16 protein-coding genes are annotated in these 24,383 nt (G+C 63.7%); 8 read left to right on the top strand and 8 right to left on the bottom strand.

Going from position 1 to position 24,383, the window contains the following annotated elements:
* Window positions 1-5: 5 nt before the first annotated feature.
* Window positions 6-1,007 (bottom strand): sugar phosphate nucleotidyltransferase, encoded by a 1,002-nt coding sequence (locus tag Q5H92_RS03730; protein ID WP_305010141.1) that lies wholly within the window; start codon window positions 1,005-1,007, stop codon window positions 6-8.
* 203 nt (window positions 1,008-1,210) lie between these two features.
* Here Q5H92_RS03730 and Q5H92_RS03725 point away from each other — a divergent pair, with 203 nt between their 5' ends.
* From Q5H92_RS03725 to Q5H92_RS03715, 3 genes are all read left to right on the top strand, one after another.
* Entirely contained in the window at window positions 1,211-1,789 is a 579-nt protein-coding gene (locus tag Q5H92_RS03725; protein WP_305010140.1) for a LemA family protein, read from the top strand.
* A gap of 136 nt (window positions 1,790-1,925) precedes the next feature.
* The gene (locus Q5H92_RS03720; RefSeq protein WP_305010139.1) at window positions 1,926-2,384 is read left to right on the top strand and encodes a TPM domain-containing protein; all 459 of its coding nucleotides are present in this window, start codon (window positions 1,926-1,928) and stop codon (window positions 2,382-2,384) included.
* Entirely contained in the window at window positions 2,381-3,241 is an 861-nt protein-coding gene (locus Q5H92_RS03715) for a TPM domain-containing protein (protein WP_305010138.1), read from the top strand. Before Q5H92_RS03720 ends, Q5H92_RS03715 begins: the two co-directional genes overlap by 4 nt.
* A gap of 147 nt (window positions 3,242-3,388) precedes the next feature.
* Here the strand turns inward: Q5H92_RS03715 and Q5H92_RS03710 are convergent, their stop codons facing one another.
* The gene (locus Q5H92_RS03710) at window positions 3,389-4,021 is read right to left on the bottom strand and encodes a DUF1684 domain-containing protein (protein WP_305010137.1); all 633 of its coding nucleotides are present in this window, start codon (window positions 4,019-4,021) and stop codon (window positions 3,389-3,391) included.
* 131 nt (window positions 4,022-4,152) lie between these two features.
* On the opposite strand from Q5H92_RS03710, the gene Q5H92_RS03705 reads away from it, so the two are divergent.
* Complete coding sequence (locus Q5H92_RS03705; protein WP_305010136.1) at window positions 4,153-4,332, top strand: hypothetical protein; 180 nt, start codon at window positions 4,153-4,155, stop codon at window positions 4,330-4,332.
* Between the two features lie 77 nt (window positions 4,333-4,409).
* Here the strand turns inward: Q5H92_RS03705 and Q5H92_RS03700 are convergent, their stop codons facing one another.
* The 6 genes from Q5H92_RS03700 to Q5H92_RS03675 form a co-directional block, all read right to left on the bottom strand.
* On the bottom strand, window positions 4,410-5,087 hold the full coding sequence (locus Q5H92_RS03700; RefSeq protein WP_305010135.1) for a sterol desaturase family protein: 678 nt from the start codon (window positions 5,085-5,087) through the stop codon (window positions 4,410-4,412).
* 36 nt (window positions 5,088-5,123) lie between these two features.
* Window positions 5,124-5,708 carry a shikimate kinase gene (locus tag Q5H92_RS03695; RefSeq protein WP_305010134.1) on the bottom strand — a complete coding sequence of 195 codons (585 nt, stop codon included), beginning with the start codon at window positions 5,706-5,708 and terminating at the stop codon, window positions 5,124-5,126.
* Between the two features lie 156 nt (window positions 5,709-5,864).
* The gene (locus Q5H92_RS03690) at window positions 5,865-6,923 is read right to left on the bottom strand and encodes an ABC transporter permease (protein WP_305010133.1); all 1,059 of its coding nucleotides are present in this window, start codon (window positions 6,921-6,923) and stop codon (window positions 5,865-5,867) included.
* A 141-nt stretch (window positions 6,924-7,064) separates the two neighbouring features.
* A complete protein-coding gene (locus tag Q5H92_RS03685; RefSeq protein ID WP_305010132.1) occupies window positions 7,065-8,234 on the bottom strand; it encodes a BT_3928 family protein in 1,170 nt (389 codons plus the stop codon).
* Window positions 8,235-8,486: 252 nt separating this feature from the next.
* Window positions 8,487-9,761 carry a gliding motility protein GldB-related protein gene (locus Q5H92_RS03680; RefSeq protein WP_305010131.1) on the bottom strand — a complete coding sequence of 425 codons (1,275 nt, stop codon included), beginning with the start codon at window positions 9,759-9,761 and terminating at the stop codon, window positions 8,487-8,489.
* A gap of 191 nt (window positions 9,762-9,952) precedes the next feature.
* On the bottom strand, window positions 9,953-10,489 hold the full coding sequence (locus tag Q5H92_RS03675; RefSeq protein WP_305010130.1) for a DUF1599 domain-containing protein: 537 nt from the start codon (window positions 10,487-10,489) through the stop codon (window positions 9,953-9,955).
* A gap of 103 nt (window positions 10,490-10,592) precedes the next feature.
* Here Q5H92_RS03675 and folP point away from each other — a divergent pair, with 103 nt between their 5' ends.
* The 4 genes from folP (at window position 10,593) to Q5H92_RS03655 (ending at window position 24,297) form a co-directional block, all read left to right on the top strand.
* Window positions 10,593-11,468 carry a dihydropteroate synthase gene (folP, locus tag Q5H92_RS03670; RefSeq protein WP_305010129.1) on the top strand — a complete coding sequence of 292 codons (876 nt, stop codon included), beginning with the start codon at window positions 10,593-10,595 and terminating at the stop codon, window positions 11,466-11,468.
* 203 nt (window positions 11,469-11,671) lie between these two features.
* Window positions 11,672-12,505: a diadenylate cyclase CdaA gene (gene cdaA / locus Q5H92_RS03665; RefSeq protein ID WP_305010128.1), complete on the top strand. Its 834-nt coding sequence runs from the start codon at window positions 11,672-11,674 to the stop codon at window positions 12,503-12,505.
* Window positions 12,506-12,906: 401 nt separating this feature from the next.
* Window positions 12,907-17,349, top strand: coding sequence for a T9SS type A sorting domain-containing protein (locus Q5H92_RS03660; RefSeq protein WP_305010127.1), 4,443 nt, complete (start codon window positions 12,907-12,909; stop codon window positions 17,347-17,349).
* Window positions 17,350-17,796: 447 nt separating this feature from the next.
* Window positions 17,797-24,297, top strand: coding sequence for an Ig-like domain-containing protein (locus Q5H92_RS03655; protein ID WP_305010126.1), 6,501 nt, complete (start codon window positions 17,797-17,799; stop codon window positions 24,295-24,297).
* Window positions 24,298-24,383 lie beyond the last annotated feature (86 nt).

Below are 24,383 nucleotides of genomic sequence, written 5' to 3'. Positions count from 1 at the left end.
TCTTCTTAGCTGTAGTCAATTTCCGTGTTATCGCCGATGTTCAGCGAGTGGTTCATGCCCCGGAAGGAGGCGTCGGAACCCACGATGCAGTCGTGCATCACGGCCGAGCGCAGCTCTGAATATGAACCTATGATGGAGTCGGTCAGGATGGTGTGGCTGATGATGGTTTTGTCGCCGATGGCCACGTTGGGGCCGATGATGGACTGCGAAATTTGGCAGCCGCGCCCGATGCTGACCGGCGGAATAATCACCGAATCGGGAAACTCCGAGTAGTCGCGGTGGTCCAGAAACTCGGCCGTGTTCAGCAGGCGGGCGTTGGCTTCAAGCAGGGTTTCCTTGCGGCCGCAGTCAAACCAGTTGTCCACGGGGCAGGTGGTCATCACCTCGCCGTCTTCGATGAGGTGCATCAGCGCGTCGGTGAGCTGGAATTCGCCGTGGGTGCGCACATCGGCCTCGCGCAGCCACTCCAAGGCCTCGGCCAGCTTGTCGGGGTAGGCCAGCTTGTAGAGGCCCACCATGGCGAAGTTCGACTTCGGGATTTTGGGCTTTTCGACCACCTTGCTCACCCGGCCGTCTCGCCCGATGTCGACGATGCCGAAGCGAGTGGGGTCCTTCACCTCCTTCACGGCCAGCACCGAACCGGGCGTGGCCAGCAGGGCGGGTAGGTCCACGTCCACGATGGTGTCGCCGAGCAGAATCAGTACGCCGTCAGGGTCGTTGCGGAACTCGTCGCGGGCTAGCCACAGGGCGTGGCCGAGGCCTTCGCGGGGCTCCTGCACCACGAACTTGGCGTTGAGGTCGGGGTAGTTGCGGCGCACGTAGCGCACGATTTTATCGCCCAGATAGCCCACAATGAACACAAACTCGGTGAGCCCGGCCGTGCGCAGGCGGTCGATGATGTGGCCCAGAATGGTGTTGCCGGCCACCGGTACCAGGCTTTTGGGCTGGGTGTGGGTGTGGGGGCGCAGGCGCGAGCCAATGCCGGCGACGGGAATTACGGCTTTCATTGTAATGAACCGAGGAAGAAACCGATTAAGGAGGAGCGAAGGCAGCCGGAAATGCCCAGCTAAGCAGCAAGCTACAACTACTAGGGCCAAGCTGCGTACTTTGCGCCAAGCCCGGAACCAAACCGGGCCGGCGGCGCCAGGTTTTGGCGCCGCCCAAATACTTGCCCCAACTCACCAATTCACCAACTTCCTAACTCCCCAACATGAAACGCTTTCTTCTGTACTTCGCGGGCCTGGCCCTGTTGCTCACCCAGTCGTCGTGCGGCTATAATGGCATGGTGCAGCGCGACCAGGCTGTGAAGGCCCAGGCCGGCAACGTGCAAAGCGCCTACCAGCGCCGCAACGACCTCATCGGTAACTTGGTGAACACCGTGAAAGGCGCCGCCAAATTCGAGCAGGGCACCCTCACTTCGGTCATCGAGGCCCGCGCCAAGGCCACCAGCGTGCAGCTGAACGCCAACGACCTGACGCCCGAAAACATCAAGAAATTCCAGGAGGCCCAGAGCCAGGTTTCGGCCGGGCTGGGCCGCTTGCTGGCCGTGTCGGAGAATTACCCCGACCTGAAAGCCAACGCCAATTTCCAGGAGCTGCAGGCCCAGATTGAGGGCACCGAAAACCGCATCAACGTGGAGCGCAACAAGTTCAACGCCGTCACCAACGACTACAACACTTTCACCCGCTCCTTCCCCAACAACCTGTTTGCCGGCATGTTCGGCTTCCCGCCCAAGCCCTACTTCGAAGCCGACCCGGCCGCGAGCAAGGCGCCCACGGTGCAGTTTTAGGTTTGATTGATAGCACGTCATGCTGAGCGCAGCCGAAGCATCTCTACCGCGCAAGTAATTAGTTGCTATTGCGGTAGAGATGCTTCGACTGCGCTCAGCATGACGTTCAATGTTCTTTCACTACTAATTCCCACCCATGACTTCCCCTCTCACTCCCGCCCAGGACGCGGCGCTGGTGGCCGCCATTAAGCAGGCCGAGGTCACGACGTCCGGTGAAATCCGGGTGCACCTCGAAGACACCTGCCCCACGCCCGAGCCGCTGGACCGCGCCGCGCAGGTGTTCGGCGAGCTAAACATGCACAAGACGGCCGCCCGCAACGGCGTGCTGTTTTACCTGGCCTGGCAAAGCCGCCAGTTTGCCGTGGTCGGCGATTCGGCCATCAACGCGGCCGTGCCCGACGACTTCTGGGAAACCACCAAGGAAGCCGTGCTGGAGCAGTTTCGGCACGAAAACTACGTGCTGGGCCTAGAGCGCGGCATCAAGATGGTGGGCGAGCAGCTGAAGCGCTACTTCCCCTACAACGCCAGCACCGACCAAAACGAGTTGGACGATTCTATTTCCTTCGGCGGCCAGAAGCCGTCTTCCGACGCATGAAAAATTCCGTGGCTGACGCCCGTTTGTTGACGCCTATTGCTGAGGTGGCGGGCCGGGCGCGCGCGTTGCGGCCTGCGCCGTGTCGTTGGCTGCTGGTGCTGCTGCTAGGCTGGGCCAGCCTCACGGCAGCGGCCCAGTCGCTGCCCCCGCGCCCCAACCCGCCGCGCCTCGTGAACGACCTCGCCGGCCTCATGCAGCCCGGCGAGGCCGACCAGCTGGAGCGCAAGCTGGTGGCCTACGACGACAGCACGTCTTCCCAAATTGCCGTCGTGACAGTGCCCACGCTCGATGGCGACGAGGTAGCCGACTATGCCCAGAAGCTTTACGAAGGCTGGGGCATCGGCCGCAAAGGCAAAAACAACGGCATCCTCATTCTGGTGGCGAAGCAGGAGCACGTGGCCCGCATTCAAACCGGCTACGGCTTGGAAGGCGCCGTACCCGACGCCATTGCCAAGCGCATCATCAGCAACACGCTGGTGCCCGCCTTTAAGCAAAACCAATACTACGCCGGCCTCGACCGGGCCACCGACCAGCTCATCGCCCTCGCCAAAGGCGAATACAAAGCCGACCCGGAGGACGCCCGCCCGCAGCGCACCCGCGACCGTAGTGGCTCCGGCTTCCCCTTCTGGGGCATCATTATCGTTATGGTTATCATCTTCGTTATGTTGCGTAACCGGGGCGGCGGCGGTGGCCGCGGCAACCGGGGCTTCGGCGGCGGCTTCATCCCGCCCATCATCTTCGGTGGCGGCTTTGGCGGCGGAGGTGGCGGTGGCTGGGGAGGCGGCGGCGGCGGTGGGGGCTTCGGCGGCTTCGGCGGCGGCAGTAGCGGCGGCGGCGGTGCCAGCGGCAGCTGGTAGGTTTTATAAAAAGCCAAAAAGAACGTCATGCTGAGCGTAGTCGAAGCATCTCTACCGCGAGAGTAAATCCTTTTGATTGGATTACTGCTGCGGTAGAGATGCTTCGACTACGCTCAGCATGACGTTCTTTTTTTGTGTTCTATGACCCTAATGTTCGCTCTGCACGCCCACCGGGATGGCCACGTTCAGCCGATTTTCAGCTGGGGGCACGGGGCAGGAGTAACCGTGGTTGTAGGCACAGGAGGGATTATAGGCCTTATTAAAATCAATCTGCATCACCGTGGTTCCACGGGGTGGAATGTGTAGGTCGATGTAGCGGCCGCCGCCGTAGCTGCCGCGCCCGTTGGTGAGGTCGGTGAAGGGCAGGAATAGGTAGTCCTCCAGGCCGGGCTGGCCGAGCGGCTCCTGGTCCTGGTACACGCTGAGCCGCTGGGGCTGGCCATTGAGCACGAAGCGCAGTTCTCCGTACTTGCGGTAGGTGGGCCGGCGGGCGGTACTGGTTTTCATAGCGAAGGGCCGGGACGTGGAATCGCGCACGAACGTGGCCGCCACATAGTAGCCGTAGCGGGTGGGGTAGAAGGGCAGGCTGGTGAGGGCCCGCTGCTCAGCCGGCGTTAGGGGCGACTCTTGGGGGTTGTGGAATTCAGCATTCAGGGCCTGCTGGAAGGCCAGCACACTGCGCTGGTGCGCCAGCGAATCGAGGCGGCTGGCGGCAGGTTGGGCCTGAGCCGGGCCTCCTAATAAAGAGGCGAAAATTGCAATAAAAAAGAGTTGCTTCATGGCCTCAAAGCTACTCTGCCACCCGTAGCAAGCCACTGTTTCCAACCTTTTTGGCAAAGGCCAAGTATCAGCTTGTATTCGGCGGTAGTCAGGCCGCGGACAATTTCTTTCACCCTTCTCTTGTCGATGCCATGAATGCTTCCCGCTTAACCCTGTTGTTCTTTTTCTTCGCGCTGGCCACCACGCTCACCGGCTGCGATGCCATTGCCGGTATCTTCAAAGCCGGGGCCTACACGGGCATCATTGCCGTATTTATCGTGGTAGCGCTGTTGTTTTTCATTGTGAATAGAATGCGCGGCCCGCGCCCCTAATTCGGTCCGTCACCCCACAAAAAAGCGCGGCTCCTGCGAAGGGGCCGCGCTTTTTGATTTCAAACCAAGATGTAACGTTATTCGCTGCGCTTGCTGGGCATGGTGCCAATGATATGGTCCCAGAGGGTGCTGCTCACGCCAAAGGCCACCTCATCCTGGCGGTAGTGGTGCTGGCTGTGGTGCGTCCACCACACTTTCAGGAAGTTTTTCGGCGGCGCGTAGGCGTGAATGGCGTAGTGCACAAACAGGTACATGGCGTAGCCAAACGTGAAGCCCGACAGCAGCCCAAACGCATAAGAGCCAAAGCTGAAGCGGAAAATAAAGAACAGCAGCGACGCCATAAACACCGTGATGATGGGCGGCATGGCCAGGCGCGTTTTGTCCTTGGGGTACTCGTGGTGCACGCCGTGCATGGTGTACTGGAACTTGGCCCGGCCCGGCGTGGTGGCCGGAATGTGGTACACATAGCGGTGCACTAGGTACTCTACCAGCGTGAACGCCAGCAGCCCCACCAAAAACAAACCCAGCGCCCCCAGGCCCGACATAAAGCCCCGGGTGAGGCCATAATACATGCTCAAAATGCCCGTGATAGCGAAAATGCCCACCGGCAAGGCAATGTGCGTGTGCGAAAGCCGCTCCAGCAAGGGGTTCTGAAACAGTTGCGCCGAGCCTTTGTGTTTGGGCCGCACCGGGGTGTTGGCGTCAAATGAAGGAGCTGGCTTAACGTCTGGTTCTTCGGTGGATACGGATTGCATAAGGCTAACGAACAACGAACTAATTAAGAAACAAAATTACGACGCGGGCGGCAAAGTGCCGGGCAAGGCAAAACCTGCGCCCGCCAGCTGCGCCACCACGGCCGGCAGCGTACACGCCGCCGAGCAGCGCAGCCGCGCCTGGGCATAAAACTTCATCCGGGCCGTAAGGGTTTCGCGCAGCCACGCTTCGGCCCCGCCCGCGGCGGCCAGCAGCGGGCGTTTGGCCACTTCTTCGGGCGGCAGGCGGGCGGCCAGCACGGCCACCGGCACATCGAGCCAAAGCGTGTGGCCGGCTTGGTTGAGCAAAGCCATATTATCGTGGAAGCAGGGCGTGCCGCCACCGGTGGCCAGCACCAGCGGTGCCCCAACATGCGCCAGCGCCCGGCGCAACACCGCCGATTCTATCTCCCGGAAACCCGCTTCGCCTTCGGTGGCAAAAATTTCGCGCACGCCACGTCCGGTCTGGGATTCAATCGCAATGTCCAAATCCAGAAACGGGCGGTTGAAGTGCGCAGCCAGCTGCCGGCCCAGGGTGGTTTTGCCCGCGCCGGGCAGGCCCACCAGGCTTAGGTGGCCGGAGCCGCCGGGTATCAGGGCGTCGTTGGGGAGGGGAGGGGGCACGGGGAGAGAGGGTGAAAGCACGTCATGCAGAGCGCAGCGAAGCATCTCGCATGTGGTAGTAATCAAGGCCGTTACAACGATTGGATTAGTGGCAGCACGCGAGATGCTTCGCTACGCTCTGCATGACGTGCTTCTATCCGACGCTGCTTCCAGCACCTACCCCAGCTTCACGCGCGGGTCAAGCACGGCGTAGAGCACGTCTACGGCAATGTTTATCAGCACGAACAGGGCCGCTACAAAGAGCGTAGCGCCCATCACCACCGGGAAATCGAGGTTTTCAACGGCGCGCAGCGTCACTGTGCCCAGGCCTTTCCAGTTGAAGATGTATTCGATGAAAAACGCGCCGGCCATGAGCGAGGCCAGCCAGCCCGAAACAGCCGTAACCACCGGGTTCAGGGCATTGCGCAGGGCGTGGTGCAGCACGGTGGCACCGCGGCTCAGGCCCTTGGCGCGGGCCGTGCGGATGTAGTCCTGGCTCAGCACATCGAGCATGCTGGAGCGCGTGAGCTGCGTGATGATGGCCAACGGCCGAATGCCTAGCGCTACGGCCGGTAGCAGCAAATTGCGCAGCACCAGATGCCGCTCCCCCGTGAATGGGTCGGTTTCGTACAGCTGTCCGGTGAGGCTCAGGCCCGTCCAGCGGCTCCAGTAGAAGCCGAACGTGACGGCGATGAGAATGGCCGCTACGAACGACGGCACCGAAATGCCCATCACCGAGGTGCTGACCAACAGCCGGTCCAGCCACGAGTGCGGCCGTAGCGCTGCCGCCACGCCAAACGCCACGCCGCCCACGCTGGCAATGAGCATAGCTGCCAGCGCCAGCCACGCCGTACCGGGGAAGTAATCGAGCAGAATGCGCAGCACGTCCTTGTTGCTCTGGAAGGAGCGGCGCAGGTAAGGCGTTTTCAGCACCAGCGCTTTCGAGCCCAGCGGCAGCACGGCCACGCCGCCGTAGCGGGCCCGGCCGGCTGAGTCGGCCGGGTGCAGGCCGAGCGGGGACACGTCATTCAGGTAGCCGAGCAGGCGGGTGGGCAGGGGCTGGTCGAGGCCGAGGTCGGCGGTGATGGCGGCTTTGGTGGCCAGGTCGGTGCGCTGGCCAGCCAGCAGGGCGGCGGGGTCACCGGGCAGCACGTTGAAGAGCACAAACACCGTGCACGCCACGCCCACCAGCACGAGCAGGCCCTGGCCTAGGCGACGGAGAATGAATGAAATCATAATGACGTAGTGGTGCGTCCGAAAATAAGCGGAACGTTATGCTGAGCGCAGCCGAAGCATCTCTACCGCGAAGAGTAAATCCAATCGAAAGGGATTAGTTGCGCGGGCAAGATGATTCGCTGCGCTCAGCATGACGTTCTACTATTCCTTCAACACCTTCTCTACTTCCCAGAGCGCGGGGAGGTCGTGGTAGTGGTACTTGGCTTTCACCACGCCGTTGTGCAGTACCATGAGGCCGGGGTTGGAGCGAATCATGGATTTGAGCACGGTGGCATCGGCGAAGTAGTAGGGGCCGGCCAGGTTCACGTCGTGGCGGAACGAGTCGAATTTGGCGGCGCTGGTGCTGGTGATGGTGAGGGCCGTGATGCCGCGGCGCGACTTGGCGGCGCCCTCCATCAGCGCGTTGATGGCCTCGAAACGGTCGCGGTCGGTCTTGTTGGTGTTTTGCACGATGAGCACCAGCTTGCTGCCTTTCAGCAGCTCCTGCGTGTAGGAGTTGCCCTGGGCATCGGATACTTCAAAATCGGTGATGACCGGCGTGGATGTTTTCGGATTCAACGACTCCATGGCCTTATATTTCCAAGTGGTGTCGGTGGGGTAGGAGTCGAATTCCTTGGTTTCGCCGTTGCGCGTCATGGTGTAGCGGTACTTGGCGGGCTCGGCGGGCTTCATCAGCTTGCCAATGTCGTTGCCCACTTTGTAAGGCAGGAAATCGAAGTAAGGCAGGTGGCCCAGCGCCCGCACCCCAATGCCAATGGCAATGGCCGTGGCAAACGTCATCACCATAATGCCGAAGGTGCCCTGCACAAACGAGTGGCGCAGGAAGCGTTGGTGCGTGAACACCACAAACCACAGCACCAACAGGAACATGTCCTTGGCAAACGACGTCCAGGGCGTGAGCTTGATGAAATCGCCGAAGCAACCGCAGTCCGTTACTTTATTGAAGGCGGCCGAATAGAACGTGAGGAAGCCGAAGAACGTGAGCAGCCCCAGCAGCACCCACAGCGTGACTTTGAGGTGCCAACGCAGCAGCAGCGCCACACCCAGAATCACTTCCAGCGAGCTGAGCACGATGGACAGCGTACGCGAAATGTTCTTGAACCACAGAAAGAATCCTTCGAGCGCGGGCACCGACACGGCAAACACCTCGAAGTATTCTTCGAGCTTGTAAGCCGTTCCCACCGGGTCGTTCAGCTTGATGAGGCCGGAAAAAATGAAAATGGCGCCCAGCACAAACCAGCACACGCGGGTGACGGTGCGCAACAAGTGAGGGGCCGGGGCAACAGCAGGGGCGGAACTAGTGGGGGACATAAGAACAAAGTAAGCCGGTGGCAAACGCGCGGGCAACGCCCAATGTTTGCATAAAGGTCGGGCCGGAAGTTGAATAGTTGTGCGGACGGTTCGCTCAGCGCGCAGCCGTTCACCTCACCCCCTGACCCCCTCTCCAAAAAAAAAGGGGCACCGGACTTGCTCCTGATGAGCTCAGCCATAAAATTGTCCTCACGAGCCGGTGCCCCCTCTTTTTTGGAGAGGGGGGCAGGTCCCGGCGTCTTGTCGGGAGCTTTACCGCCCCGCCACCACTTCCGCATACCCGCTTCGGGCCAGAAACGCCTTAGCGTCGCGGATGTTAAGGATGTCAGCCAGGGCCTGCTTCTTGTCGGGCTGCTGATTGTAATAGGCCTGCACAATGCGGTAGCCCACGTAGTAGCCCAGGTCGCAGGGTTTCTCGGGGGTTTCCTGTTTGCCGTTGGCCAGCCAATTGTCGGAATTGCTGCCGAGCATTTCCTTCTGAAAATCGGCCCAGAGCTGTTTTTCGTGGGCGTTGCCGTAGGGGTGCAAGCGCGCGTTGGGGTTGTGGCCGGTCACCAGCTCGGCCACGAAATCGGCCATGCCTTCGTTGAGGGCGTAGCTGAGCAGGGTGCCGTCCTGTGGGCCCTGGTTGCGGTGCACCAGCTCGTGCACCATCAGCGAGGGCATCTCCGAAACCGGGGCGCAGCGGTTGCGCTGCACCAGGCTCAGCTCCGAGGTGTTCACGCCGGGGCCGTTGGCAATCTGGTCGGCCCCGATGAGCAGGCCCGCGTCCGATACCGTGCCGCCCGACACCCAGCCGCCAATCACGAAATAAATGTTCTGGAAGCGCAATGCCGGGTACAGCTCCTGAAAATGCCGGAAGGCGGCCACAATCTTCGGCTTCTCGCCGGTAATGGCCATCGTGGTGGCCCGGATGGAGTTGTAATACTGCGGACGCTGCAGAATCCGCTTCGTGAAGAAGGCGTCATCCTTGATTTTGAGGTCGTAATAATCCCGCAGGCCCGCCGAGGCTTTGTTGAAATATTCGCGCCGGAAAATAGCCCGGGCCTGGGCCGTATCGCGCCGGGCGGCGGCGTAGGCGGTCCAGAAGTGGTCGATGTCGGTGGTGGTCAGCTGCACGTCCTCGGGCCGGCGGATGATTTGCTTTTCCTCCAGCCGGCGGGCGCGGGCCAGCAGCCGGGGCCACTGCTTATCGGCGTGCAGCAGGTCGAGGTCGGAATCGGTGCTAATCTGGTGGCTGTCGACGTAGCCCGCGTCGATGGCCTTGCGCAGGTTGGCCAGGGCGTTGGGGGCGTCGCGCTGCAGGCTGTAGTAGCAGGCCATGTTGTAAAAGCTCACCGCCTTGTAGCGCGGCTTAGCCGTGGGCTCCTGCGCCAAGCGCTGGTAGGCGGCAATGGCGGCCGGGTAGTCCTTCTTTTTGCCAGCCTGCTGGGCGATGTTGAGCAGCGAGTCGGCGCGGGAAGTGTTTTGGGCTGCGGCGGTGAAGACTGCGCCGAGGATGAGCAGCAGAAGCAGGAAGGGTTTCATCGGAAAGGAGCGCTGGGTTGGTACTGGTCAGATGCCGACGTCCGGCCGCGCGTTGCCTAAGAGAACGTCATGCTGAGCGCAGTCGAAGCATCTCTACCGGGTAAGTAATCCAATCGAAAGGATTTAGTGCTGCGGTAGAGATGCTTCGACTGCGCTCAGCATGACGTGCTTTCTGGTGGTGCTTTAGCCCCTTACTGCTCCCCGCGCAAAATCAGCGCGAATACGGCGTAGTTCAGCATGTCGCGGTAGCTGCCTTCCACGCTTTCGCTCACCAGCGCGGCCCCGCCAATGTCTTCGAGCTGCTTCACGCGGTGCAGCTTCATTAGTATCAGGTCGGTGATGCTGGATACGCGCATCTGGCGCCAAGCCTCACCGTAGTCGTGGTTTTTGGCCAGCAGCAGGCGGCGGTTTTCGGCGGCTTCGGCGTCGTAGGCTTCGGCCACGGCGTCGGGCGTCATGTCCAGCGACGTTTCCTTGGGCAGGTGCAACTGCATCAGGGCAATGAGGCAGTAGTTGATAATGGCCACGAACTCCTCGTTCACGTCATCGGCCACGAGCTGCACGCCGGTTTCCTGAATGGTGCGGATGCGGTTGGCCTTGATAAAAATCTGGTCCGTAACCGAGGGCAGGCGCAAAATGCGCCACGCCGTGCCGTAGTCGTGGGTTTTGGCCAGAAACAGGGTGCGGCAGCGGGCCAGCAGCAGGTCGTAGTGGTCGGGAGTAGTCAAGTGGTGGGTGAGCGGGTTGGTGGAGTGGCGGGTTATGCGCGTCGCCGCAAGTTCGGGCCGTTGGCCGGATATTGGTGTTTTCGTCGTCTTTTGGTCCGGTCCTATGCTCACCATTTATCCACCAATCCACCAGTCCACCACTTCACTACTCAGCCCCCACGGCCGCCTGCTCAGCCTGGACCGGCCGCAGGTGATGGGCATCCTCAACCTCACGCCCGACTCGTTTTTTGCCGATAGCCGCGTGGCCTCCGAACGCGACTTGCTCGCCCGCGCCGAGGCCATGCTGACGGCCGGCGCCGCCGTGCTCGACCTCGGCGCCTACAGCACCCGCCCCGGCGCCGACGACATTTCCGCCGAAGAAGAAACCCGCCGCCTGCTGCCCGCCATCCAGGCCCTACGCCGCGAATTCCCGCAGGCCTTCCTCTCCGCCGATACCTTCCGGGCCGGCGTGGCCGAAGCCGCCGTGCACGCCGGCGCCGACCTAGTGAACGACGTGGGCGGCGGCACCCTCGACCCGCAAATGTTCAGCACCGTGGGCCGCCTGCGCGCACCCTACGTGCTGATGCACCTGCGCGGCACGCCCCAAACCATGAGCAAGCTCACCCACTACGAAGACGACCTCGTGCTTACGCTGCTGCGCTACTTCCGCGACCGGGTGGCCGCCTTGCGCCAAGCCGGCGTGGTCGACATCGTTCTCGACCCCGGCTTCGGCTTTGCCAAAACCGCCGCCCAGAGCCACGAGCTGCTGCGCCGCCTGCCCGAGCTGCACATGCTGGGCCTGCCGCTGCTGGCCGCGCTGTCGCGGAAGAAGATGGTGTACGGCCCGTTGGGTTTGGGACCTGAAACGGCCCTCAACGGCACCACGGCCCTGCACATGGTGGCCCTGCAGGGCGGCGCCAGCCTGCTACGCGCCCACGACGTGGCCGAAGCCCGGCAAACCATAGAATTATTTGCGCATACCTTTCCAATGGCAGAATAATGGCCGTAATTTGAGGGGCGAAGGGGCTGCCGGTGCAACGGCGGCGCTTTATTATTGTCATCCTGCGTGGCGTTTGTTAGCCCGAGCTTGCGAAGGACCTTTTCACGTTCGCACAGGTAACACTGCAAGCCGTTCTTCGGTGATAAGGCCCTTCGCGGTGCTTAGGATGACAGCCGATTTTTCTTCCTCTTTCCCCAACCGCCATGTCCGGCCCATTCCCCATCAATTTCCTGCATTTCGGCTGGATTGACGCGGCCGATGTGTTGCTGGTGACGGTGCTGCTCTATCAGCTCTACAAGCTGCTGCGCGGCTCGGTGGCCCTGAATGTGGCGCTGGGGCTGGTGTCGTTCTACATCCTGTATCTGCTGGTGAAGGCCACGGGCATGGAGCTGCTCACCAAGATTCTGGGCCAATTTATGAGCGTGGGCGTGCTGGCCAGCATCATCCTGTTTCAGCAGGAAATCCGACGCTTTTTGCTGAACGTGGGCAAGGCCACGGCCCTGGAGCGGGTGCGCGGCTGGAGCTGGGGCCGCCCCACCGAGGCCGCGCCGCTGGCCATCGGCGCCTTCGTGGAAGCCGCCAAAAGCCTCTCCAACAAGTACACCGGCGCCCTCATCTGCTTTGCGCAGGCCTCCGACCTCACGGCCTTTGCCGAATCCGGCGACCGGCTCGATGCCGAAATCAGCAAGCGCCTGCTGCTGTCCATCTTCAACAAAACTTCGCCGTTGCACGACGGCGCCGTCATCATTGCCGGCGGGCGCATTCAGGCCGCGCGCTGCATTCTGCCGGTGAGCGAAAACCCCGACGTGCCCGCCTCGCTGGGCCTGCGCCACCGCGCCGCTATCGGCCTGAGCGAAATCACCGACGCCGTGGTGCTGGTGGTGAGCGAAGAAACCGGCGCCATGAGCCTGGTGCACCACGGCGAGGTGTTCCGCAACCTGGCCACCGCCGAGCTGCGCACCCGCCTCAACGAGTGGCTGCTGAGCAGCGCCGCCAGCCCCGCGGCCACCACCCTCAAGCCGGAAGCGGCCGCCTAGGCCAAGGCCGAAGCAGGAGCGGACGGGGCAGCCGAAGTTCGCATTTTTGAAAACCGGAAGGAGGAAGACGGCCGTTGGCGAATAGCACAGATTCGGTGTGCTGACAGTTCGTAATGCTCAAGATAATCAGCTTGTTGCTTGCCTCGTAGCGTGCTTGAAGGGCATTGCCGGGCAGAGGCCAAATTAGGTTTTTGAGCTTTTTGGCTTTACTTTTCTCAAGACGTTCGGCCCAACGCCTTATTGGACGTGGCTTTTGCGGGCTTCTTTTCGACGCTCGTGGGGGCTGCTGCCCGTCGTCCGGTCACACCCAGGCCGTTGCTTTCCACCATCCGTACAACTTTCGTTTTTCACACCCATTCCCCTTCACCCACCCCGTATTCACTCACTTTTTCCCCATTTTCATGTTCGAAAACTTACTTCGCAAGCCGCAATCCCAGCGGTGCGGAACCCTCGTGGCCGGTAAGCGGCTGGCGCGGGTACTAGGCGTAGGCGCCCTGCTGCTCGGCGGCCTCAGCGCCCGGGCCCAAACGCCCACCACTGTCTTCAGCGAAACGTTTGAAGGCGCCACCAATTCCTTCACCATCGTCAACGGCACCCAGACCAACCAGTGGTATGTGGGCACGCCGGGCGGCAACGGTCCCACCACCGCGGGCACCAAAGCGGCCTTTATCTCGAACGATGCCGGCGTGACCAACGCCTACACCATCACGGCCACCACGCCCGTGGCGACCTCGGTGGTGCACCTGTACCGCGACGTGACCTTCCCGGCCGGGCAATCCATCGTAGACCTGGGCTTCGACTGGAAGGCCGGCGGCGAAAGCACCTACGACTACATCCAGGTGTTTCTGGTGCCCACCACGGTGACGCCCGTGGCCGGCACGCAGCTCGTGAGCGGCACGGCCGGCGCGGTGCAGCTCGGCACCAACCTCAACCTGCAGACCGCCTTCGGGCGCACCACTTTCCAGCTGCCGGGCAACGTAGCCGGCACTACGCAGCGCGTGGTCTTCACCTGGCGCAACGACAACTCGGGCGGCGTGCAGCCACCGGCCACCATCGACAACATCACCTCGACGGCGGCCACGGCCAACCCCATCAGCGGGGCCTACACCATCAACAGCGCGCTGCCCACGGCGGGCACCAACTTCACCAGCTTCACAGATGCGGCCACGCGCCTGAACCGCGACGGCATCAGCGGGCCACTTACCCTCACGGTATCGGGCGGGCCCTACACCGAGCAGTTTTTGCTGAACGAGGTGACCGGCACCAGCGCCACCAATACCATTGTGGTGAACGGCGGCGGACGCACCATTCAGTTTGCCTCGGCCAACTCCAACCAGCGCGCCGTGGTGCAGCTCAACGGCACCGACTACACCACTATCAACAACCTGAACATTGACGCTACCAACGCCGGCACCCCGGGCACCTACGGCTACGGCATCTTGCTGACCAACGCGGCCGACAACGACCGCATCACCAACAACGTGGTGAACGCGGGCCAGGCCAGCACCTCCACTTTCTTCACCGGTATCGCGGTGAACGGCTCGGTGGCGGGCGCGACGACCAGCGGCAACGCGGCCAACAACCTCACCCTGGAGGGCAACACCGTGAACGGCGGCTACTACGGCATCACCCTGATGGGCGTGAGCGCCACATCGCTGAACACGGGCAACATCATCCGCAACAACACCGTGCGGGATTTCTATACCTACGGCATTTATGTGGGTTATCAGGATGGCCTGCGCTTGGTGGGCAACGACATTGCCCGGCCCCTGCGCACTACTGTGGGTACCTTCTACGGCGTTTATTTCAGCGGGGCCTCCATCAATACGGCGGTGGAGAAAAACCGCATCCACGACCCGTTCACGGGTAACCTCACCTCGACGAGCAGCGCGTATTTGTTCTACATCGCCACCAGCACCACGGCCACGGCCGCTACGCCCAACGACTTTGTGAACAACCTGTGCTACAACATGAACGGCAACGGCCTGCTGGCGGCGTTCTACAACACGGGGTCGTCGTTTATTCGGATGTACAACAACACCGTCAGCTGCGACGACCAGGTGGCTTCGACGGCCACTACGTACGGCATCTATAACTCGGGCGCTTCGGCCGACATCAAGAACAACGTGGTGAGCGTCACGCGCGCGGGCACCGGCACCAAGTACGGCCTGTACTTCCTGACCAACATCCCGGCCAGCAACTACAACGACATATATGTGCCCAACGGCAACGTGGGCTACTACACCTCGGCCTACGCCACCCTGACCGCTTGGCAGGCCGCCAGCAACAGCGTGTTCGACCAGAACAGCGTGTCGGTTGACCCCTTGTTCGTAAACCCCGCCTCCGGCAACTTCACGCCCGGCAACGTGGCGCTCAACAACGCGGGCACGCCCCTGACGCGCGTCACCGACGACATCACCGGTGCCACCCGCGGCGCGGCTCCCGACCTGGGCGCCTACGAATTCACGCCGGTGAGCCTCGACGTGGCGCCCGTGAGCCTCGTGGGTCCGGCCACGGCCACGGCCTGCTACAGCACCACCGAGCCCATCACGGTGCAGGTGCGCAACGCCGGCACCGCCGCCCTGAACTTCGCCACCAACGCCCTGACCGTGACCGTGGTGGTGACCCCGCCCACCGGCGCGGCCCAAACCTTCACCACCACCGTGAGCACGGGCACGCTGGCCAGCGGCGCCACCCAGAACATTACGCTGCCCACCACGCTTGACATGTCGGCCCTGGGCACCTACTCCTTCGCCGTGACGGCCACGGCCGTGGGCGACCTCAACACCACCAACAACGTGCTGACGCCAGCTCCCACCCGCACGGTAGTGGCCCCGGTGGCCGGCACGCTCTCGCCGGCCAGCACGAACATCTGCTTCAGCGGCACCGCCGCCTTGTCGCTGGCGGGCGCGGCCAACGGCAACCTGCAGTACCAGAGCAGCAGCAGCGCCACGGGCACCTTCACCGACATTGCCGGGGCTACTTCGGCCACTTACACCACGCCGGTGCTCACCAGCACCACCTACTACCGCGTGCGCATCACCTGCAACAGCAACACGGTGTACAGCAACGTGTCGACCATCACGGTGAACAGCCCGGCCATTACGACGGCGCCTTCGCCGCTGAGCATCTGCGCCGGCGGCACGGCTTCGCTGTCGGCCACGGTGCCCACGGGCATCAACGTGCGCTACTACACGGCCGCCACCGGCGGCACGCTGGTGGGCACCGGCAACCCCTACGTGACGCCGGCCCTCACGGCCAGCACCACCTACTACGCCGAAGCCTTCGCGGGCGGGCAGGAAAACGTGGGCAAGGCTTCAACCACCGGCGCCGACGGCACCAATACGGGCGGCGGGCTTTATTTTACTACCACCGGCCCCACCACCATTGCCAACGTGACGGTGTACCGCACGGCCAACTCGGCGGCCGGCACGGCTACTATCAACCTGCTATCGGGCAGCACCTCCAGCACTACGGGCGCCCTGGCCACCATCACGGTGCCGGTGCCGGCCAACACCACGGCCGCTGTGTCGCCCACCGTGCTCACGCTTAACTTTGCCGTGCCCGCCGCTGGCAACTACACGCTCTACCTGAGCGCGGCCACGCCGAGCTTGGTGCGGGACTACTCGGTTAACGCCGGCATCACCTTCCCCTACGTGTCGCCGAGCGGCACGGTGCGCATCACCGATGGCACCCTGGCCGGCTACTACTATTTCTTCTACAACTGGCAGATTGGCTCGGAGTGCGTGAGCACCGCCGCCCGCACGCCCATTCAGGTGAACGTGACGCCGGGCCTGGTGGCCACGCTGCCAGCTGCGGCCGCTACCATCTGCGGCAGCTCGACCTACGCTCTCACCGGCACCATTGCCGGCACGGCTACGGGCGCTACCTACACCACCAGCGGCACGGGCACGTTCTCGCCCAACGCCACCACGCTGAACGCTACCTACACGCCTTCGGCCGCTGATATTGCCGCCGGCACGGTCACCATCACGCTCACGCCCACCGGCCCGTCCGCGCCCTGCACCCAGACGGCGCGCACGGTGCTCACCCTGACCACGCCTCCGAACAGCTCCTTCAGCTACCCGTCGGGCGTATACTGCACCAACTCGCCCGTGACGGTAGCGCCCATCTTGGCGCCCGGCGCGTCAATCGGTACGTTCTCCGCCTCGGGCGTGGGCCTGCGCATCGACCCCGCTACGGGCGTTATCACGCTGTCCAACACCAACATCGACGGCACGTTCACCATCAGCAACACGGTGACCGGCACGGGCGCTTGCAGCACGGGCTCGTCGTCCACGGCCACGTTCACGGTCATCTTCGGCATCGGCCAGCCCACGCTCACGGCCACCCCGCAAACGGGCGGCGCAGTGCAGCTCAGCACCCCGCCCCTGACGGGCGTGACGTACCAGTTCTACCGCAACACGGGCGGCACGGCTACGGCCGTGGGTGCGCCCACTGCCACTGGCACGCTGCTGCTGAACGCCGGCACGCAAAGCGGCAGCTATACGGTGGTAGCCATTTCGTCGGCGGGCTGCTCGTCGCTGCCCTCGACGGCGGTAACGGCCACCGTGCTGGGCACGCAAACGGCCACCCTCAACGGCGTGAGCCTGCGCGTGTTCCCCAACCCCACGCCCAACGGCCAGCTCACGCTGGAACTGAGCGGCATACACGCCAAGGCTTCGCAGCTCACCGTACTGAACTCACTGGGCCAGCTGGTGCACACCAGCATGCTGCCGGTTGGTACCGGCGCGCTGAACCTGGCGCATCTGGCGGCGGGCGTGTACACGGTGCGGGTGCAAACGGAGCAGGGCGTGCTCACGCAGCGCATCGTGCGCGAGTAGTCGAATTCCCGTTGCATTAGTAGAAAAGCCCCGCTGGCAGCACGCCAGCGGGGCTTTTTTGTGCCCGAAGGTTTTGTTGCAACGGCGGTGCGGTGCAGTGCGCCGGTTGGGATGGTGGGCGAAGGCACGAGAAATACGCCACGGAATTGCGGAAAAAAATAGGGGTCGGTTTATATTTGTTTTTAAAGGCGTTGCAGCCGGAGGCCAACCCGAGGCTTGCGTGCCTGAGCAAAGCGTAGGTCAGCAGTAGCATTCTGACCAGCTGCTGATTAATTTCCCCGGAGCAACCGGAACCAACGCCCACCCCACTGCCAAATTCTGTGTTGCGCCCGGGCCTGGCAGCCCGCCTGCTGTTCTTCTGGTTGCGTTGCCCTCTTCCACCTGGAGGGATTGTTTTTTGCTACCCTTCTTCTTCTCTTATTCAACAACCTTTACCATTCTTTCTTCATGGAGAAAAAATACCTTCGCAAGCAACCGGTCAGGTTGCTCCAGGCCTCGTCGGCGCGTGCGCGCCTGTCGCGGCTATTAGGCGCGGGCCTACTGCTGTTCGGCAGCTTTAGCGCGCAAGCCCAGCTCTCGGGCGCCAAAGCCATTCCGGGCTCGGGCAGTACCGGCTACGCCACGCTGACGGCGGCCATCGCCGACCTGAACGCGCAAGGGGTGGGCCCGGGCGGCGTCACCTTCAACTTAGCGGCGGGCTACACCGAAACCTTTGCCTCGCCCACGGCGGGGTCCATCACGGCCACCGGCACGGCGGCCAACCCCATCGTTTTCCAGAAATCGGGCACCGGCGCCAACCCCACCATCACGGCGGGGGTGGGCACTTCGCCCACGCTGGACGCCATCATCGGCCTGCAGGCGGCCGACTACGTGACCTTCGACGGCCTGACGCTGGTGGACCCGGCGTCCAACGCCAACGTGACCACCCAGATGGAATGGGGCTTTGCGCTGCTGAAAACCACCACGTCGGCCGTGGACGGCTGCCAGAGCGTGGTGATTCGGAACTGCACCATAACGCTGCAAAAGAGCACCGTGACGTCGGGCATCTACTCCAACAGCCACACGGCCACCGCCCTCGCGCAGGTGGTGCCCACCACAGCGGCCGGCACCCACTCGAACAATAAGTTCTACGGCAACACCATCAGCGGCGTCAACAACGGCATTTACGTGGGCGGCTACGCGGCGGCCAGCCCCTACACGTACTACGACCAGAACAACGAGGTCGGCAGCATCGTGAGCGGCACCACGGCCACCGGCAACACCATCACCAACTACGGCACCACCGCCACGGCCTATGGCATCTACGCCATTTACCAGAACGGCCTGAAGGTGCAGGGCAACACCGTAGATTCGGCCCCGACGGGCGCGGCGGCGGGCCCCACCAGCACGCTCTACGGCATCCTGGTGACCACGGGCGGTAATGCCGACCTGCTCGGCAACACCGTGCGCGTGGCCACCAACACCACCACCACGACTACCTACGGCATCCAGAACGGCAGCGGCGGCAACGCCACCAACGGTACGGTCAACATCGCCAACAACAGCCTGACGATGACATCGGCCACGGCCACTACGGCCACGTTTTATGGCCTCTACAACACGGTAGGGGTGGCCAACCTGAACATTTCGGGCAACACCCTCAACAACTGGAGCCGCCCCGCGGCTACCTCGGGCGCCAACTACATGCTGTATGTGAGCACTGGGGCCACCACCACCCAGAACGTGTTCAACAACACGGTCAGCAACTTCAGCACCCCCGGTACGTCGTCGGTGTACAGCATCTACGCCTTCAACAACTCGTCGGCGGCGGTGCAGTTCTACGGCAACACGGTGCAGAACATCAGCACCGACGGCAGCACGCTCTATGGCATGTACCTGAGCGGCGGCGCCACGCTTGATGTGTACCGCAACCGCGTGTCGGGCCTGACGGCCAACGGTACCAGCGGCTTCATCTACGGCATCTACACCTCGGGCACCACCACCAACATCACCAACAACATCGTTGGTGATTTGAACACGCCCGCCGCTTCCAGCACCGCGGCCCTTTCGGGCCTGTACGTGGGCGGCGGCACCACGGTGAATGCCCAATACAACAGCATTTACCTGAATGCCAGCAGCACGGGCGCCAACTTCGGCACCACGGGCATCTACTACACCTCCACGGCCACCACGCTGGTGACGCTGCGCAACAACGTGGTGGTGAACACCTCCACGCCGGCCGGCACGGGCCTCACCGTGGCCCTGCGCCGCACGAGCGGCACCGCGGGCGCCGCGCCCAGCAACCTGGGCACTGCCACCAACAACAACCTGTACTACGCCGGCACGCCCGGCACGGCCAACCTGATTTACGCCGAAGGCACCAGCCCCGTCACGAACGGGCAGCAGACGCTGGCCGATTACAAGGCCTTCGTATCGGGCCGCGACGCCAGCGCCGTGACCGAGAACCCGCCCTTCCTGAGCACCAGCGGCACCAACGCCAACTTCCTGAAGGTAAGCACCACCACTCCCACCCAGATTGAGAGCGGCGGCGCGCCCATCAGCGGCATCACCACCGACTACGCCAACCTCACGCGCAGCACCACCGCCCCCGACCTGGGCGCCTTTGAAGGCACCTACCAGCCGCTCGACCTGACGGGCCCGCTCATCACGGGCGCTACGCTTATCAACACCAACAGCACCGCCAACCGCACGGTAGTCATTACCATTTCGGACCCCAGCGGCGTGGCCACCGGCACCAACGCCCCGCGCCTGTACTACCGCAAGGGCACCTCGGGCGCCTTTGTGTTTGTGAATGCCACCAGCGTGAGCGGCAGCAGCTACACCTTCACCCTGAACTACGCCTTGCTGCCCGGCGGCAGCGTGGCCCAGGGCGACGTGATTCAGTACTACGTGGCGGCCCAGGACCTGGCCACGGCCGGCAACGTGAGCACCAGCCCCGGCGGCGGTAGTGGCGCCACGCCCCCCGGCACCACGGCCCCGGCCAACCCCGGCTCGTTCCAGATTGTGGGCAACATGAGCGGCATCTACTACGTGGGTACCTCCACGCCGCCCGCCGGCACGCCGGCGAGCCGCGTGTATGCTACCCTCACGGCGGCGGCCAACGCCTACAGCATCAATACGCTGGTGGGCGCCACCACGTTCTACCTGCTCGACGCCACCTATTCGACGGCGGAAACCTTCCCCATCATCTTCGGCAATAACCCCACCGCTTCGGCCACGAACACCCTGCTCGTGAGCCCCGCCCCGGGCGTGAGCCCGGTGGTGACGGGCACCAGCGGTGCTCCGGCCGTGGTGCTGCTCAGCAGCGCCCGCTACATCACCCTGGACGGCGCCAACACTACCGGCGGCATCACCCGTAACCTCACGCTGACCAGCACCAACACCGGCGCCAACGCCGTGGTGTGGGTGGGCAGCCAGGGCGCCGGTGCCGGCTCTACCAACATCACCGTGCGCAACCTCAACGTGGTGGGCGGCAGCATGAGCAACACCGCCTCGTTCGGCATCTACGCCTCGGCGGCGCCCTCGGCGGCGGTTTCCGTGCCCAGCACTTCGACCTACGGCGACGACAACGACAACCTCGTGATTCAGAACAACGCCGTGACCACGGCCTACGAAGCCATTTACGCCAAGGCCAACGGCGTGGCTACGTCCTACGACGGCCTGCAGATTGTGGGCAACCGCATCGGGGCCGCCCCCACCACTACGGGCACGGTATCGTCCGATAACGTGATGAACCGCGGCATCGACCTGCAGGGCGCCACCGCGCCGCTGGTGTCGCGCAACACCATTCTGGGCATGGACGCCACGGCTGCTTCCATCAACATTGCCGGCATCGAGCTGAACACCAACGTAACCGACGCCGTGATTTCGCGCAATTCCATTTCGGGCCTGCGCCAGCTGAACACTGGCGGCTGGGGTGCTTATGGCATCAACGTGAACAGCACTACCAACGTGACCAACACAGAAATCTCGAACAACGTGATTTCTGACATTCTAACGGCGGCTTACACCAACAGCACCACCTACAACCCCTTCGGCATTCGCCTGGCGGGCGGCACGGGCATCAAAATCTACTACAATACGGTGGGCTTGTCCGGCTCGTTTACGCCGACCACCAACTACGCCAGCCCGAGCAACATCAGCGCGGGCCTGCTGGTGACCACCACCCTGGCCACGGGCCTGGACGTGCGCAACAACATCTTCGCGAACGCCATCACCACATCGGCCGCCACCAGCACGGTGAAATCCTACAGCGTGTACTACTCGGCCGCCAGCGTGCTGGCCGTGAGCGACTACAACGACTACTACGTGAGCGGGCCCCGGGGCGTGCTGGCCTACGTGGGGGCCGATGCGGCCACCCTGGCCGCCCTGCAAACCGCCACCGGCAAGGACGCGAACTCGATTAGCACGGACCCGATTTTCACGTCGGCCACCAACCTGCTGCCGATTTCGCCGGCCGTGGCCAGCGCCGGTACGCCGCTGCCCATCACGATAGACTTCGCCGGCAATACCCGTTCGACCACGGCCCCCAGCCTTGGGGCTTACCAGTTTGTGCCCCAGGCCGTGGACGTGGCCCCTAGCGCCCTGGTTTCGCCGGCTAACGCAGCTACCTCGACCTGCTTCGGCGCCAACACGCCGGTGACGGTGCAGGTGCGCAACCTCGGCACGAGCGTGCTCAACTTCGCTACTAACCCGCTCACCGTGACGGTGGTCATCAGCGGCCCGAACAGCTCGACGCAGACCCTGACCCAGACCATCAGCGCGGGTACCCTGGCCTCGACGGCCACGCAGGACATCACCCTGACCAGCCTGGCCGACTTCACGGCCCTGGGCAGCTACTCCTTCGCCATCACGGCCACCGTGACCGGCGATGCCAACACCGGCAATAACCTGCTCACGCCTGCGCCCACGCTCAATGTGGCAGCGCCGGTGGGTGGCACTTTGTCGCCGGCTTCGTACTCGCTGTGCGTGAGTGGCACGGCTTCGCTGGCCCTGGCCGGCGCGGCCAATGGCAGCGTGCAACTGCAGAGCAGCAGCAGCGCCACGGGCACCTTCACCGACATTGCCGGGGCTACCTCGGCCACTTACACCACGCCGGTGCTCACCAGCACCACCTACTACCGCGCCAAAGTGAGCTGCGGCATCAACGTAGCGTACAGCAACGTGGCCGTGGTGACGGTGAACAACCCGGTGATTTCGGCGGCGCCCTCGCCGCTGAGCGTGTGCGCCGGCGGCACGGCTTCGCTCTCGGCCACGGTGCCCACGGGCATCAACGTGCGCTACTACACGGCCGCCACCGGCGGCACGCTGGTGGGCACCGGCAACCCGTACGTGACGCCGGCCCTCACGGCCAGCACCACCTACTACGCCGAAGCCTTTGCGGGCAGCCAGGAGAACGTAGGCAAGCCTTCGACGACGGGCACCGACGGCACCAACACGATTGGCGGCCTGTATTTCACGGCCACTGCGCCCACCAGCATCGTGAACGTGACCGTATACCGCACGGCTAACGCCGCCGCGGGCACGGCCACCATCCAACTGCTGAACGGCAGCACCACCACCGGCACGCCGGTAGCCACCGTCACGGTGCCGGTGCCGGCCAACACCACGGCTGCCATTTCGCCCACGGTCCTCACGCTCAACCTGGCCGTGCCGGCCGCTGGCCAGTACACGCTGTACCTGAGCGCTGCCACTCCCAGCCTCATCCGCGACTTCAGCGCCGGGCCTCAGCCCGCCACCACGTTCCCTTACACGTCGCCTAGCGGGGTGATTACCATCACCAGCTCCACGCTGGGCAACGATTACTACTACTTCTTCTACAACTGGCAAGTGGGTTCTGAGTGCGTGAGCACCGCTGCCCGCACGGCCATTCAGGTGAACGTGACGCCGGGCCTGGTGGCCACGCTGGCTTCCAACGCGGCCAGCATCTGCGGCCGTACGCCTTATACGCTGGCCGGCGCCATTGCCGGTACGGCCACGGGCGGCATCTACACCAGCAGCGGCACGGGCACGTTCTCGCCCAGCGCCACGGCCCTCAACGCCACCTACACGCCTTCGGCCGCCGATGTAACGGCCGGCACCGTGACCATCACGCTCACGCCTACCGGCCCGGCCGCGGCCTGCACCCAGACGGCGCGGGCGGTGCTCAGCATCACCACGCCGCCGAACTCCTCGTTCAGCTACCCTGCTGGCGTGTACTGCACCAACTCGCCCGTAACGGTAGCGCCCATCTTGGCGGCCGGCGCGGTGGCGGGCACGTTCACGGCTTCGGGCTTCGGCCTGCGCATTGACGCCACCACCGGCGTCATCACCCTGAACAACACCAACATCGACGGCACGTTCACCATCACCAACACGGTGACGGGCACGGGCGCCTGCAGCACGGGGGCGTCGTCGACGGCCACGTTCAACGTCATCTTCGGCATTGGCCAGCCCACGCTCACGGCCACCGCCCAAACGGGCGGCACGGTGCTGCTGAGCGCCAACCCGGTGTTGTCGGGCGTGACGTACCAGTTCTTCCGCGGCTCGGGTAGCACGGCTACGCCGGTGGGCTCGCCCACCACCACGGGCACGCTGGTGCTGCCGGTGGGCTCGCCATCGGGCACCTACACGGTGCAGGCCACGTCGACCCAGGGTTGCGCGTCCATTCCTTCGGCCGCTGTCAACGTGGTGGTGACCACGGGCACGCAAACGGCCACGCTGGCCGGCGTGAGCCTGCGCGTGTTCCCCAACCCCACGGCCGATGGCCAGCTGAGCATCGAGCTGAGCGGCATCAACGCCAAAGCATCGCAGCTCACGGTGCTAAACGCGCTGGGCCAGGTGGTGCACACTGGCACGGTGGCCGCCGGCACGGCTCAGCTCAAGCTCAGCCAGCTGGCGTCGGGCGTCTACACCTTCCGGGTGCTGACCGAACAGGGTGTCCTCACGCAGCGCGTGGTGCGGCAATAGCCTTCGCGCTTCGGCGCATTGAAAAGCCCCGCTGGCAATGCCAGCGGGGCTTTTTTTGTGGTCTGCCGGTCCGACCGCCCCAGACG

The organism is Hymenobacter mellowenesis, from assembly GCF_030581005.1.
Classification (GTDB): Bacteria; Bacteroidota; Bacteroidia; order Cytophagales; family Hymenobacteraceae; genus Hymenobacter; species Hymenobacter mellowenesis.
Note: the sequence above shows the minus strand (reverse complement) of the source record. Positions and strands in the feature narration are given on the sequence as shown.

Bases quoted from the DNA above. Each gene is read 5' to 3' on its own strand.
- Q5H92_RS03725 (WP_305010140.1), top strand. From the start codon at position 1,211: ATGAAACGCTTTCTTCTGTACTTCGCGGGCCTGGCCCTGTTGCTCACC.
- Q5H92_RS03690 (WP_305010133.1), bottom strand. From the start codon at position 6,923: ATGATTTCATTCATTCTCCGTCGCCTAGGCCAGGGCCTGCTCGTGCTG.
- Q5H92_RS03660 (WP_305010127.1), top strand. From the start codon at position 12,907: ATGTTCGAAAACTTACTTCGCAAGCCGCAATCCCAGCGGTGCGGAACC.
- folP (WP_305010129.1), top strand. From the start codon at position 10,593: ATGCTCACCATTTATCCACCAATCCACCAGTCCACCACTTCACTACTC.
- Q5H92_RS03685 (WP_305010132.1), bottom strand. From the start codon at position 8,234: ATGTCCCCCACTAGTTCCGCCCCTGCTGTTGCCCCGGCCCCTCACTTG.
- cdaA (WP_305010128.1), top strand. From the start codon at position 11,672: ATGTCCGGCCCATTCCCCATCAATTTCCTGCATTTCGGCTGGATTGAC.
- Q5H92_RS03680 (WP_305010131.1), bottom strand. From the start codon at position 9,761: ATGAAACCCTTCCTGCTTCTGCTGCTCATCCTCGGCGCAGTCTTCACC.
- Q5H92_RS03705 (WP_305010136.1), top strand. From the start codon at position 4,153: ATGAATGCTTCCCGCTTAACCCTGTTGTTCTTTTTCTTCGCGCTGGCC.
- Q5H92_RS03700 (WP_305010135.1), bottom strand. From the start codon at position 5,087: ATGCAATCCGTATCCACCGAAGAACCAGACGTTAAGCCAGCTCCTTCA.
- Q5H92_RS03655 (WP_305010126.1), top strand. From the start codon at position 17,797: ATGGAGAAAAAATACCTTCGCAAGCAACCGGTCAGGTTGCTCCAGGCC.
- Q5H92_RS03730 (WP_305010141.1), bottom strand. From the start codon at position 1,007: ATGAAAGCCGTAATTCCCGTCGCCGGCATTGGCTCGCGCCTGCGCCCC.
- Q5H92_RS03720 (WP_305010139.1), top strand. From the start codon at position 1,926: ATGACTTCCCCTCTCACTCCCGCCCAGGACGCGGCGCTGGTGGCCGCC.
- Q5H92_RS03715 (WP_305010138.1), top strand. From the start codon at position 2,381: ATGAAAAATTCCGTGGCTGACGCCCGTTTGTTGACGCCTATTGCTGAG.
- Q5H92_RS03710 (WP_305010137.1), bottom strand. From the start codon at position 4,021: ATGAAGCAACTCTTTTTTATTGCAATTTTCGCCTCTTTATTAGGAGGC.